The sequence below is a fragment of the Streptomyces sp. NPDC019531 genome, assembly GCF_044903305.1.
In the GTDB taxonomy this organism is placed as follows: domain Bacteria; phylum Actinomycetota; class Actinomycetes; order Streptomycetales; family Streptomycetaceae; genus Streptomyces.
Window position 1 is genome coordinate 202,252 of record NZ_JBJDQL010000003.1, and the last position, 12,784, is coordinate 215,035.

General features: G+C 72.2%; 12 protein-coding genes and 1 pseudogene. 4 read left to right on the top strand and 9 right to left on the bottom strand.

Annotated features, from left to right (window positions below; genetic code table 11):
- Nucleotides 1-58: 58 nt before the first annotated feature.
- On the top strand, nt 59-1,750 hold the full coding sequence (gene paaN, locus ACI2L1_RS05240) for a phenylacetic acid degradation protein PaaN (RefSeq protein ID WP_404737948.1): 1,692 nt from the start codon (nt 59-61) through the stop codon (nt 1,748-1,750).
- Nucleotides 1,751-1,819: 69 nt separating this feature from the next.
- On the opposite strand, the gene ACI2L1_RS05245 is transcribed toward paaN, so the two are convergent.
- The 3 genes from ACI2L1_RS05245 to ACI2L1_RS05255 are packed head-to-tail and all read right to left on the bottom strand — an operon-like array spanning nt 1,820 to nt 4,877.
- Nucleotides 1,820-2,569, bottom strand: coding sequence for a TrmH family RNA methyltransferase (locus ACI2L1_RS05245; protein ID WP_404737949.1), 750 nt, complete (start codon nt 2,567-2,569; stop codon nt 1,820-1,822).
- Entirely contained in the window at nt 2,566-3,792 is a 1,227-nt protein-coding gene (locus ACI2L1_RS05250) for an HTTM domain-containing protein (protein ID WP_404737950.1), read from the bottom strand. The genes ACI2L1_RS05245 and ACI2L1_RS05250 overlap by 4 nt, the downstream gene beginning before the upstream one ends.
- On the bottom strand, nt 3,789-4,877 hold the full coding sequence (locus tag ACI2L1_RS05255; protein WP_404737951.1) for a DUF5819 family protein: 1,089 nt from the start codon (nt 4,875-4,877) through the stop codon (nt 3,789-3,791). Before ACI2L1_RS05255 ends, ACI2L1_RS05250 begins: the two co-directional genes overlap by 4 nt.
- A gap of 364 nt (nt 4,878-5,241) precedes the next feature.
- On the opposite strand from ACI2L1_RS05255, the gene ACI2L1_RS05260 reads away from it, so the two are divergent.
- Together ACI2L1_RS05260 and ACI2L1_RS05265 are read left to right on the top strand one after the other, a co-directional pair.
- A complete protein-coding gene (locus ACI2L1_RS05260) occupies nt 5,242-6,384 on the top strand; it encodes an acyl-CoA dehydrogenase family protein (protein ID WP_404737952.1) in 1,143 nt (380 codons plus the stop codon).
- A gap of 72 nt (nt 6,385-6,456) precedes the next feature.
- Nucleotides 6,457-6,642: a hypothetical protein gene (locus ACI2L1_RS05265; RefSeq protein ID WP_404737953.1), complete on the top strand. Its 186-nt coding sequence runs from the start codon at nt 6,457-6,459 to the stop codon at nt 6,640-6,642.
- A gap of 64 nt (nt 6,643-6,706) precedes the next feature.
- Here the strand turns inward: ACI2L1_RS05265 and ACI2L1_RS05270 are convergent, their stop codons facing one another.
- The 6 genes and pseudogenes from ACI2L1_RS05270 to ACI2L1_RS05295 all read right to left on the bottom strand — a co-directional run bounded on the left by ACI2L1_RS05270 (nt 6,707) and on the right by ACI2L1_RS05295 (nt 12,143).
- Entirely contained in the window at nt 6,707-7,036 is a 330-nt protein-coding gene (locus ACI2L1_RS05270; protein ID WP_404738121.1) for a rhodanese-like domain-containing protein, read from the bottom strand.
- Between the two features lie 57 nt (nt 7,037-7,093).
- Nucleotides 7,094-7,909 (bottom strand): J domain-containing protein, encoded by an 816-nt coding sequence (locus ACI2L1_RS05275; protein WP_404737954.1) that lies wholly within the window; start codon nt 7,907-7,909, stop codon nt 7,094-7,096.
- Nucleotides 7,910-8,090: 181 nt separating this feature from the next.
- The gene (locus ACI2L1_RS05280; protein WP_404738122.1) at nt 8,091-9,596 is read right to left on the bottom strand and encodes a DUF2252 domain-containing protein; all 1,506 of its coding nucleotides are present in this window, start codon (nt 9,594-9,596) and stop codon (nt 8,091-8,093) included.
- Nucleotides 9,597-9,811: 215 nt separating this feature from the next.
- Nucleotides 9,812-10,091, bottom strand: a pseudogene (locus ACI2L1_RS05285) (hypothetical protein); the annotation flags it as partial.
- Between the two features lie 139 nt (nt 10,092-10,230).
- Nucleotides 10,231-10,845, bottom strand: coding sequence for a LuxR C-terminal-related transcriptional regulator (locus ACI2L1_RS05290; protein WP_404737955.1), 615 nt, complete (start codon nt 10,843-10,845; stop codon nt 10,231-10,233).
- Between the two features lie 17 nt (nt 10,846-10,862).
- Nucleotides 10,863-12,143, bottom strand: coding sequence for a sensor histidine kinase (locus ACI2L1_RS05295; RefSeq protein ID WP_404738123.1), 1,281 nt, complete (start codon nt 12,141-12,143; stop codon nt 10,863-10,865).
- A 362-nt stretch (nt 12,144-12,505) separates the two neighbouring features.
- On the opposite strand from ACI2L1_RS05295, the gene ACI2L1_RS05300 reads away from it, so the two are divergent.
- Entirely contained in the window at nt 12,506-12,706 is a 201-nt protein-coding gene (locus tag ACI2L1_RS05300) for a hypothetical protein (RefSeq protein ID WP_404737956.1), read from the top strand.
- The last annotated feature ends 78 nt before the right edge of the window (nt 12,707-12,784 follow it).

A 12,784-nucleotide genomic window follows, 5' to 3' on the forward strand; every position in this document is an offset into this window, starting at 1 on the left:
GTTTCTGCCCAGGTCATGAGCTCGACGAAGAGTTCGAAAGACGAGGAGTTGGTCCCGCATGGCCGCCGAACTGACCGCCCACCAGCTGATCGCCGAGCACCGGCCCACCCTCGACCAGGCGCTCGAAGCGATCCGCACGCGGGCGTACTGGTCCCCGCACCCCGAACACCCCAAGGCCTACGGCGAGAACGGCAGCCTGGACATGGCGGCGGGCAAGGCCGCCTTCGACGCCCTGCTGGGCACCCGCCTCGACCTCGGCCAGCCCGGCACGGACGGCTTCGTGGGCGGCGAGGTCTCGCCGTACGGCATCGAGCTGGGCGTCGAGTACCCGCACGCGGACGTGGAGGTGCTGCTGCCCGCGATGAAGGCGGGCCAGAAGGCCTGGCGGGACGCGGGCGCGGAGATCCGCGCGGTGGTGTGCCTGGAGATCCTCAAGCGGATCAGCGGCCGCACCCACGAGTTCGCGCACGCGGTCATGCACACCAGCGGCCAGGCGTTCATGATGGCGTTCCAGGCGGGCGGCCCGCACGCGCAGGACCGCGGCCTGGAGGCGGTGGCGTACGCGTACGTCGAGCAGGTCCGCACCCCCGACACCGCGGAGTGGACCAAGCCCCAGGGCAAGCGCGACCCGCTCGCGCTCACCAAGCAGTTCACCCCGGTCCCGCGTGGGATCGGCCTGGTCATCGGCTGCAACACCTTCCCGACGTGGAACGGCTATCCGGGCCTGTTCGCCTCCCTGGCGACCGGCAACGCCGTCCTGGTGAAGCCGCACCCGCGCGCGGTGCTGCCGCTCGCGCTCACCGTGCAGGTGGCGCGCTCCGTGCTCGCCGAGGCCGGCTTCGACCCGAACCTGGTCGCGCTCGCAGCCGAGCGTCCCGGTGAGGGCATCGCGAAGACCCTGGCCACCCGCACGGAGATCCGGATCATCGACTACACCGGCTCGACGGAGTTCGGCGACTGGCTGGAGGCCAACGCCCGCCAGGCGCAGGTCTACACGGAGAAGGCCGGCGTCAACACGGTGCTCGTGGAGTCGGCGGGCGACTACAAGGGGATGCTGTCGAACCTGGCCTTCTCGTTGTCCCTCTACAGCGGCCAGATGTGCACGACCCCGCAGAACCTGCTGATCCCCCGGGACGGCATCCGGACCGACGAGGGCCCCAAGACCTTCGACGAGGTGGTCGCCGACCTGGCCCGCTCGGTCGACGGCCTGCTCGGCGACGACGCGCGCGCGAACGCGCTGCTGGGCGCGATCGTGAACCCGGGCGTGAAGGCCCGTCTGGAGGCCGCGGCGGGGCTGGGTGAAGTCGCCCTCGCCTCGCGGGAGATCGCCAACCCGGAGTTCCCCGGCGCGGTCGTCCGCACGCCCGTCGTCGTCAAGCTGGACGGTGCCAAGCCGGACGACGAGGCCGCCTTTATGAGCGAGTGCTTCGGGCCGGTCTCCTTCGCCGTCGCGGTCGACTCCGCGGCCGACGCGGTGGAGCTGCTGCGGCGCACGGTCCGCGACAAGGGCGCGATGACGGTCGGCGCGTACACCACCGACGAGGAGGTCGAGCAGGCCGTCCAGGAGGTCTGTCTGGAGGAGGCCGCCCAGCTGTCGCTGAACCTGGTCGGCGGGGTCTACGTCAACCAGACGGCAGCGTTCTCCGACTTCCACGGGTCGGGCGGCAACCCGGCGGCGAACTCCGCGCTGACCGACGGGGCGTTCGTCGCGAACCGGTTCCGGGTTGTCGAGGTGCGCCGGGAGGCCTGAGCGCTCGGAAGTGCGGCGAATCGTGCGACCGCGCGGCCGTTGTGGCTGATCGCGCAGTTCCCCGCGCCCCTAAAGGGCGCCCTGCGTGCCGCAGCTCCAGTGGTAAAGGGTCATTCCCACGCTCGTCGCCAAGTTGTAGCTGGAGACCTGCGGGCGCATGGGCAGGGCCACCAGATGGTCGGCACGCGCGCGTAGTTCGGCGGACAGCCCGCTGCGCTCCGAGCCGAAGGCGAGGACGGCGTCGTCCGGAAGCTTCACCGCCCGGATGTCGTCGCCCTCCGGGTCCAGGGCGAACACCGGTCCTGGCGGCAGCTCGGCCACGGTGAGCCGTTCCACGGCGGTCGCGAAGTGCAGGCCCGCCCCGCCGCGCACGACCGTCGGGTGCCAGGGGTCGAGGGTGCCCGTGGTGACCACGCCGGTCGCCCCGAAACCCGCGGCCAGGCGGATCACGGCCCCGGCGTTGCCGAGGTTGCGCGGGTTGTCGAGGACCACGACCGGGGCGCTACGCGGAGTGTGCGCCAGCGCCTTGAGGTGGACCGCGCGGGACGGCCGTACGGCCAGGGCCGCGACAGCGGTCGGATGCGGGCGCGGCACGAGGGATGTGTACGACGACTCCGGGATCTGCATCAGGAGCGCGTCCAGCGTCTCCCGTACGTCCGGGGCCAGCTCGTCGGCCAGGGCGAGGGCCGCGCTCCGGTCCACGGCGACCGCCACCGGCACCTCGGCCCCGAAGCGCACCGCGTGCTTGAGGGCATGGAAGCCGTCGAGCAGTACGGCGGTGTCGGCGAGCCGATGCCAGGCGCTCACGGGGTCGTTCATGCCGTGAAGCCTACGTGCGTGGGCTCGGGGTTCTCCGGGGCCCGCTGCCCCGGCAGCCTCGTGCCCGGGCCGGCTCCGCCCGCGAACCGTGCCCACAGCCGGCCACGCGCGCGTGCGGCCCCGTCGCCGAGCCGGCGCAGGAACGACGTCGGCAGGAAGACCGAGTCCGCGGCGATCATCGCCAGTGAGAAGAACGGCAGGCCGAGGACGACCGCGATCACCGCGTGCTCGGTGATCATCGCCGCCAGCAGGACGTTCTTGACCCGTCGGTTGAACAGTGTGAACGGGAAGGCGACCTGCACGGCGACCGTGCCGTACGTCACCAGCATCACCATGACGCCGTTCGCCGACAGCAGGTCGGCGAGGGCGGGCCACGGCGAGAAGGACTCCAGGTGGAGGGGGTAGTAGACGGCGGTGCCGTCCTGCCAGCGGGAGCCCTGGACCTTGTACCAGCCCGCCGTCGCGTAGATCAGACAGGCCTCGGCCATGATCACGAGCAGGGCGCCGTTGTGGACGATGTCGGCGACGACGTCGAGCATGATCCGCGGCTGGTCGGAGCGGGCGAAGCGGCCGACCACCCACCACAGGGCCTGCGCCAGCCACAGGGCCCACAACAGCGCCGGGACGGCCCAGTCGCCGTTCAGCCTGCCCAGGAAGGTCGCCGACACCAGCGCGAGCCCGAGGACGGTCCACAGGGCCGGGCCGATCAGGTCCGTGACGTGCTCCCCACGCGCGCGTGCCGCCCTGCTGCGCCGGGCCCGGCGCTCGTCCAGCGACCAGACCCGGCCGCAGCGCGTGAAGACGAGGTAGAGGCACATCAGGTGCAAGACGTTGTCGCCGCCGTCGCCCATGAAGACACTGCGGTTCTGCAGCGAGAGCACGCCGACCATGAAGAGCACCGACATCGTGCGGGTGCGCCAGCCGAGCAGCAGCAGAAGGCTCGACAGGACGGCGAGGGCGTAGACGGTCTCGAACCAGAACCGGCCGTCCGACCACATCATGACCGTGAAGGCACCGTTGGTCGAGAGCAGCTGCTCGGCGAGGTTCCAGCTCCACGGGCCGTCGGGGCCGTACAGCTCCTGGCGGTGCGGGAACTCGCGCAGCAGGAACAGCAGCCAGGTCGCGCTGAAGCCGATGCGGATCATCGCGGTCTGGTAGGGGCCGAGGGCGGCACCGGTCACGCGCGCGATGCCGTTCGACACCAGGAGAGCGAATCGGTTCACCGGGCGCTCCCCTCGGTGTCGTCCGCCGTCACGGCCCACCAGGGCAGCTCTCGGTAGACCGGCTGCAGGGAGACCTTCTCCTCACTCCACTTCGGCGGTGGCACGTTGGTGGTCCTGGAGCGGACCTGGACGCTCACCAGGACGCCGCCCCGCGCGGTCACCTCCTCGCGCTCCAGGCGCAGCACCACGATCCGGCGCAGATACGTCTCGGACAGGGTGCCGCGCAGGCCGACCGGGCGGTTGTCGGTGCCGTGCGTGGCGACGAAGAGGTCCCAGGAGCGGCGCAGCTCGTTCTGCTGGGTGTGGCTGGGCAGCAGGTTGCCGTCTATGGCCCGGCCGTCCTGGGCGGACAGGTCGTACCACCCCGTCGTACGGCTGCCGCCGTCGGCACCGCGGATCCGGGCCCGCACCTGTACCGCGATGTTCTGCTGCAGCGGATTCGGCGCGAACAGCTTCCAGTTCTGCTCGAACTCCGGATAGATCCAGTCGTCGACCGCCCTGCCGTGCTGTTTGGTCAGCGTGTTCGGCGGCGCGACATGCAAGAACACCATCCCGATGTGCACACAGACGGCGACCGCGACGACGGCCAGCGCCATGGCGACGCCGATCTGATAGCGGAGGGAGAGGGCGGCTACACCGGTGCGGGGGTCGGGGTGGGGGGTGGGGGTGTCCGGCCGGGGGCCGGAGGGGTGGTGGGTGCCGGCGGGTTCGTGGTGGGTGCCGGCGGTGGTCCGGGGTATCGCGGCGAGGTCCGGGGCGGGATCGGAAGGCCTGGGGGCGGAAGGCCGAGGGGGCGTGAGCCCGGCGTACGGATCGGGGGCGACCGGTCGCACGTCGGCGCGCTCTCGGGCCGGGCCGGGAACGGCCTCAAGCGGCTCAGGCGACTCCGTGGGACGGGTGGGCAGGATCGGTTCCGTCTGCTCGGGCGACTGCGTCGACTCGGTCGGCTCCGTCAGGTCACTCGATTCAGGCGACTCGGCCGCTTCCGCAGGCACATCCGACCCGTCCGCCTCAGGGGCATCGCCCGGCCCGCTCGGGGCGTCCGGTCGTCGCCGGGCGTTCGAGCCTCCGTCGTACGCGTCCATTCCGCCCCGTTCCCGATTCCGGTCCGTCTCCCGGCCGCGCGGCCGGAGGGCTGCGGGCGCCGCAGAGCCCGGTGACCGATTCCGTACCCGCCTCGCCGCGGCGGCTCGCACCGGCACGGTACTCAGGCCCGACCGCCCCGCGCAGCCCCTGCCGACCGGCCCCGCCGTGGCCGTTCTCACTCCCGCCCCGGTTTTCCACAGCGGTGGACACCCTACGGCGCCCGGCCCATCATGGAATCGCGCGAACCTAACGATCGGTTGGGAGCGGGGATGCACGGCACCCCGGCAGGCCGTTCCCTTCTTCTAGAACCTGTTCTATCTTGACGGACCGTCAGATCGGCTGACCGTCGGAAGGACAGTGACCGTGGACTTCACCTTCAGCGAGGAGCAGCAGGCGGCGGCCGAAGCGGCGCGGGGGGTGTTCGCCGATGTCGTACCGGACTCGGTGCCCAGTCCGGCACTGACCACGGGTGCCGTCGCCGACGAGTTCGACCGCGCGCTGTGGGCCAGGCTCGCCGACGCGGACCTGTTGAGCCTGCTGGCGGCCGAGGAGTACGGCGGGGCGGGCCTGGACGCCGTCGCGCTCTGCCTGGTGCTTCGCGAGTCGGCGAAGGTGCTGGCACGGGTGCCGCTGCTGGAGAACAGCGCGGCCATGGCGGCCGTACAGGCGTACGGCAGCCCGGAGTTGAGGGCGGAGTTGCTGGAGCGGGCCGGGCGCGGGGAGGTCGTGCTGACCGTCGCCGCGAGCGGCCGCACCGGACACGACCCGGCCGAACTCGCCGTCACCGCACGGCAGGAGGAGGGGGAGGGCACCGACTGGATCCTGGACGGGGTACAGACGGCGGTGCCGTGGGCGTTCGACGCGGACTTCGTCGTCGTACCCGCGCACACGGCCGCGGACCGGACCGTCCTCGCGCTGGTGCCTCGGATTCATGACGGGCTCGCGCTCGGGGAGCAGTTCTCCACCAGTGGAGAGCGGCTGGGCGAGCTGCGGCTGGAGTCGGCGCGGATCGCCGCGCGGGACGTGATCGACGCCGAGGGCGCGTGGGAGTGGCTGCGGGAGCTGCTCGTCACGGGGACGTGTGCGCTGGCGCTCGGTCTCGGTGAGCGGGTGCTTCGGATGAGCAGTGAATACACCGGCAAGCGGGAGCAGTTCGGGTTCCCGGTCGCCACCTTCCAGGCCGTCGCCGTGCAGGCCGCCGACCGTTACATCGACCTACGTGCCATGGAGGTCACGCTCTGGCAGGCCGCGTGGCGGATCGATTCGGGGGCGCGGGGCACTCTGCCGGTCGCCGGGGACGTCGCGGTGGCGAAGATCTGGGCCTCGGAGGGGGTACGGCGGGTGGTGCAGACGGCACAGCATCTGCACGGCGGGTTCGGCGCCGACGTCGACTACCCCCTGCACCGGTACCACGCCTGGGCCAAGCACCTGGAGCTGTCGCTCGGCCCGGCGGCGGCGCACGAGGAGGCGCTGGGGGAGCTGTTGGCGGCGCATCCCCTGGGGTGACCTCGATCCCCTGAGGTGACCTCGGTTTCCTGAGAGGATGTCGCGGATCACCGCAGAAGAAGGAGATGGAGCATGCTCGTGCTCGCCCTGTCCGGCATCCTCATACTCGTCATCGGAGGATGTGTCTGTGTCTGGTGGGCGGCACGCGGCGGCCCGCGCTGGGTCCGCGCGGTGTCCACCGCGACCCTGGCGGCGGGCGAGGCGGCCCGCCTCGTGAGCCGCGTGGAACGGAATCCGGACGGCAGGGACGACGGCTGAACCCCCACCCCTGAGGCGGCCGGCCACCCATCACCCGCGTAAACAACCCTGCAGGTCAATACACCTAGAGCACGAAGCCCGGCCGACCGTCGTCCGTCACCACGGGGCGGCCCGTCTCGGCCCACAGCTGCATTCCGCCGTCGACGTTCGCGGCGTCGATGCCCTGCTGGGCCAGGTACATCGTGACCTGGGCCGAGCGTCCGCCGGAGCGGCAGATCACATGGACGCGGCCGTCCTGCGGTGCGGCCTCGGTCAGCTCGCCGTAGCGGGCCACGAATTCGCTGATGGGGATGTGCAGGGCCCCTTCGGCGTGACCCGCCTGCCACTCGTCGTCCTCGCGGACGTCCAGCAGGAAGTCGTCGTCCTTGAGGTCCGTGACCTGGACCGTGGGCACACCAGCACCGAAATTCATGGGCCCGACGCTACCTGACGCCCGCGGGGGCGCGGCCGGTCAGTCCTGTGCGAGCAGCTGAGCGAGTTCCGCCTCGCGCGCGGAGACGTCGGCGAGCAGCTTCTCGGCGATCTCCTCCAGGAGGCGGTCCGGATCGTCCGGTGCCATCCGGAGCATCGAGCCGATCGCGCCCTCCTCCAGTTCCCGCGCGACCACGGAGAGCAGCTCCTTGCGCCGGGCGAGCCATTCGAGGCGGGCGTAGAGCTCCTCGCTGGGGGTGGGGCCCTGCTCCGGGGGCTTCGGCCCGGCGGCCCACTCGTCGGAGAGTTCGTGCAGGAGGGCCTCGTCGCCGCGGGAGTAGGCCGCGTTGACCCGGGTGATGAACTCCTCGCGTCGCGCCCGCTCGGTGTCGTCCTGTGCGAGGTCCGGGTGGGCCTTGCGGGCGAGCTCGCGGTAGAGCTTGCGGGCCTCGTCGCTGGGGCGCACCCGCTGCGGGGGCCGCACGGGCTGGTCGGTGAGCATCGCGGCGGCCTCCGGGAACAGGCCCTCGCCGTCCATCCAGCCGTGGAACAGCTCCTCGACGCCGGGCATCGGCATCACCCGCGCACGGGCCTCCGCCGCCTTGCGCAGGTCCTCGGGGTCGCCGGTGCGGGCGGCCCGGGCCTCGGCGATCTGTGCGTCCAGCTCGTCGAGGCGGGTGTACATGGGGCCGAGCCTCTGGTGGTGCAGGCGGGAGAAGTTCTCCACCTCGATGCGGAAGGTCTCCACCGCGATCTCGTACTCGATGAGCGCCTGCTCGGCGGCCCGCACGGCCTGCTCCAGCCGCGCGGTGCCTGCGTCGGCTGTGCCGTGGGGGTCGGCTTCCGGGGACGTCATCCGGACAGCCTAACTGTGTCGGCCTGAAGCAGGCGCCATCCGGGGTGCCGGGCCAGGTTGTCGGGCGGGTGCGGGTGATGTTGTGGCTGGTCGCCCGCGCCGCCGTAACCGCACATCGACACGGCCTCGCGCCCCTTGGATGCGTGCAGCCGGCCCCACCGGTCACGATGTCCCGGCCTCCTCACACCCCCGTCTCCGCCGCCACCCTCCCCGCCCGGATCCCCGCCACCAGCTCCCCGTGATCCGCCTCCGTGCGGTCGGCGTAGGTCACCGCGAACGTGGCGATCGCCTCGTCGAGTTCGTCGTTCTTGCCGCAGTAGCCGGAGACGAGGCGGGGGTCGACGCTGTGGGAGTGGGCGCGGGCCAGGAGCGCGCCGGTCATGCGGCCGTAGTCGTCTATCTGGTCGGCGGAGAGGGCGGCGGGGTCGACGCTGCCCTTGCGGTTGCGGAACTGCCGGACCTGGAAGGGACGGTCCTCTACGGTCGTCCAGCCCAGCAGGATGTCGCTGACGACCTGCATCCGCTTCTGGCCCAGGACGACCCGACGGCCCTCGTGCTCCACGGACGGCGCCTCGAAGCCCGCGGTGACCAGGTGTGGCAGCAGAGCGGAGGCCCTGGCCTCCTTGACCTGGAGCACCAGCGGTTCGCCTCGGTGGTCCAGCAGCAGGACGACGTAGGAGCGCGTGCCCACGCTGCCCGTGCCGACGACGCGGAACGCCACGTCGTGCACCGCATGGCGGGCCAGCAGCGGCAGACGGTCCTCGGAGAGCGTGCTCAGGTAGTGCTCCAGGGACGCCGCCACCGCCGCGGCCTCCGCGTCGGGCACCCGGCGCAGCACCGGCGGGGCGTCCACGAAGCGCCTGCCGCCGTCCTCGGTCGGCTCCGTCGACTTCGCCGCGAAGCGCCCGCTGGTGTTGGCCCGCGCCTTCTCCGAGACCCGCTCCAGCGTGCCGACCAGGTCGTGGGCGTCCGTGTGCGAGACGAGCTCCTCGTCGGCGATGGCGTTCCACGCGTCCAGCACCGGCAGCTTGGCCAGCAGCCGCATGGTGCGCCGGTACGCGCCCACCGCGCCGTGCGCCGCCGCGCGGCAGGTGTCCTCGTCGGCACCGATCTCCCGGCCCGCGAGGACCAGGGAGGCGGCGAGCCGCTTGAGGTCCCACTCCCAGGGGCCGTACACCGTCTCGTCGAAGTCGTTCAGGTCGATGACCAGGTCGCCGCGGGCGTCGCCGTACAGGCCGAAGTTGGCCGCGTGCGCGTCGCCGCAGATCTGGGCGCGGATCCTGGTCATGGGGGTGCGGGCGAGGTCGTACGCCATCAGGCCCGCGGAGCCGCGCAGGAAGGCGAACGGTGTGGCCGCCATCCGGCCCACCCGCAGCGGTGTGAGCTCGGGGATGCGGCCGAGGCTCGACTCCTCGACCGCGCTCACCGCGTCGGGACGGGAGATGTCGAGGTCGAGCGCGGCATGGGTGCTGCGCGGGACGCTCCGGCGCAGGGCCTTGCCCTCGTGCTTGGGTGAGCCCTCGACGGGCCACTGGGCGAAGCCGCGCACCAGGGGCCGCCGTCCGACCGGGGCAGCGGCCGAACCGGCCGAGCCCGAAGCCGAGCCCGGCTCCGAGACCGACGCCTCCTTCGCGTCGGCCCGCGCATCGACCCGCTCATCGGCCCGCGCCCCGGCCTTCGCCTCCATACCGGCCTCGGTCACACCGACCGCCTCCCCCGCAACTCGCCCCGCGTCGGTCGGGTGTCCGGCCCGCGCGTCAAGAACATCAACTCGTGCCGACCGTACAACCACCAGCCGAAACGCGTCAGACCCTGTGGACAACTCCACAGCTGTGGACAACCGGTGCCCGCGCGACGCCGGTGCTCAGCCCAGCTTGTCCACCGCCTGGTAGTACGTCCACGCCGGACACAGGAGTTCGCGAACGGGAAGCCGAAGGGGTTGCTGCCGGGAGATCGTGCAGTAGTCGGTCGACCAGTCGAAGCCGTGCGCGCTCAAGGCGCTCTGGTCAGCCCGGGCGGGAGCCGCGAAGAACGTGTTGCAGCTGCTCGCACCGGTCGGGGTCCAGCTGCTGAGCACGGCGGCCTTGTCCGTGGGGGCGGCCTGGGCGGCGGCCGCCGACAGCAAGACAGCGGTCACGGCGAGGGCGGCGGTGAGCAGACGTGCGGCGGGACGACGGCGCATGGGCTCTTCCTCCGGGCATGGAGGCGCCGTGACGGGGATTCGCCGGGGCGTGGCCCAGAGAAGGCGCGGGCACTGTGCCGTGCGCATGCCGCGTCTATAAAGGGAGGTCACGGGACCGGCCCGAGCACCGCAGGTGACGTCACGCCCGCAAATACGCGAGCACCGCCAGCACCCGCCGATGCGTCTCGTCCGCGGGCGGCAGGTCCAGCTTCGTCAGGATCCCCCCGATGTGCTTGCCCACCGCCGCCTCCGACACGACCAGTTCCCGCGCGATGGCCCCGTTGGACTTGCCCTCCGCTATCAGCGCCAGCACCTCCCGCTCGCGTGGGGTGAGCCGCTCCAGCGGATCCCGGCGGCGGCGCAGCAGTTGCCGTACGACCTCGGGATCCACGACCGTGCCGCCCTCTGCCACCTCGGACAGGGCGTCCACGAACTCCTCGACCTGGCCCACCCGGTCCTTGAGGAGGTAGCCGACACCTGTGCCGTCGCCGGAGTCGAGGAGTTCGGAGGCGTAGGTCCGCTGCACGTACTGGCTGAGCACCAGCACCGGCAGGGCGGGGCGGCTCTCGCGGAGGCGGACCGCCGCGTGCAGGCCCTCGTCCTGGAAACCGGGCGGCATACGGACGTCGGTGACGACGATGTCCGGGCCGTGCTCCTCGACTGCCGCGATCAGCGCCTCCGCGTCACCGACGGCGGCGACGACCTCGTGGCCGCAGCGGCCGAGCAGGCCTATGAGTCCCTCGCGCAGCAGCACGCTGTCCTCGGCCAGGACTACGCGGAGCGATCGGCCGCCTCGCTCAACTCGGTCGCCTCGCAAGGGAACTCCACACGCAGCAGGGTCGGTCCGCCCGGCGGGCTGGACAGGGAGAGTCTGCCATCCAGGACCGACACCCGGTCCGCGAGTCCGGTCAGTCCGGTGCCCGCGGAGGCGTCGGCGCCGCCACGGCCGTCGTCCCGGACTTCGAGCAGCAGCCGTCCGCCCGTGTGCCCGCCGCGCACCTGAGCGCGGCCCGCTCCGCTGTGCTTGGCGATGTTGGCGAGGGCCTCGCAGACCACGAAGTAGGCGGCGGCCTCGACCGCCTGGTCGAAACGGCCCGGGAGGACGAGATCCACGTCGACGGGGACCACGGAGCGGTCCGCCGCGTCGGCGACAGCGGCCCCGAGGCCGTAGTCCGCCAGGACCTTCGGGTGGATGCCGTGGATGAGTTCGCGCAGTTCGGCGAGGGCCTTGCCGGCCTCGTCGTGGGCCTTGGCGAGCTGGTCGGCGAGGGGTCCCGGCGGGGCGTCGAGGCGGGCCAGGCCGAGCGTCATCGTCAGGGCGACCAGGCGTTGTTGGGCGCCGTCGTGCAGATCGCGTTCGATGCGCCGGCGCTCCGCCTCGAAGGCGTCCACCAACCGCACGCGCGAACGGCTCAGTTCGACCACCCTGGCGCCCAGGTCGCCGTCCCGGTCGGCGACCAGCAGCCGGGTCAGTTCGGCGCGGGCGCCGGCCGCGACGCCCAGGACGTAGGCGCCGAGGGCGAGCAGCAGCAGTCCGAGTACCGCGACCCCGAAAGCCGTCGGCCAGGTGGTGACCGTCCACTGCTTGAGGACCTTCGTCTCACGGCCCTCGCCGATCGTGGCCATGAGCAGCGGGGTGGCGGCCATGGAGAGGGGGAAGAGCAGCGCGACCGTGAACACGAGCGCGTCCAGCGGCCACAGCAGGACCGCGAACAGCACGGTGTACGCGAGTTCGCGCCAGGTGACCTGCTCCCTCAGCCGGGTCCTGAGCCACGACATCAGTCCCTCCGCGGCCGGTGCCTGGTGCGGGTCGGGCGCCGGGTCCAGATCGACCAGAGCCAGCCTGCGCCGCTCGACCCAGGCAACCGGCAGTCCGGCGACGGCGAGCACCACCAGCAGCGGCAGCCCGACGAGGACTATGGCCAGCGCCCCGCCGACGGCCGCCAGCGTCACCAGGCCGACCAGGACGAGCACGCCGGTGACCGCTCCGGTCAGCAGATAGCCGACCGAGCGCCAGGGCCACGCCGACAGCAGGAAGCCCGGCCGGGACATGGCCTGCCACACATTCCGAGGGTGCATGGGAATCACCGTAGAAGGGCGGTCGGGGGCGGGGCCATGGGTCCAGGGAGCGGTCGGGGGGTAGGGCCAGCCATACCCCCCGCGCCGGGCACGAAGGGATCCGGCCAGGTCAGCGGCGGGGCACAGGCCCGTCGGGCGCCCGCCCCGCCGGTCGTACGACGATCTCGGCCGCCCCGGCACGGGGCACGGCCGTCCGCTCGCAGGCTCTTGCCACGGCAGGCTGCTGCCACATTGAAGGCACGACTCCGCCAGCGTGCGGTGCGAGCAATGTCCGGAGAACGACGCTTCGGCGTTCCGCGCCGGCCGGGCCGCTCGACGGGTCGTGGCCACACGAGATGGGGGCTCACACGTGGAGTCCACTTCTCGGACCGGTCGAGACGAGAGACGGGGCACGGCGTATCGCGCTGTCGGGCTCCAAGGCGCACACGGTGCTCGCCGTGCTGCTGCTCGCCCGGGGACAGGTGGTGAACGACGGACGACTGAGCCAACTGCTGTGGGGATGGAGTCCGCCCGCCACCCTGCCACCGCCGCGGTGAACGCTCACGGCGACCGTTTGAGCCTCAGTTCCACGTCCGTCAGGACGCGCTACGCGGTTTGATCCGCTCCTCCTCGGG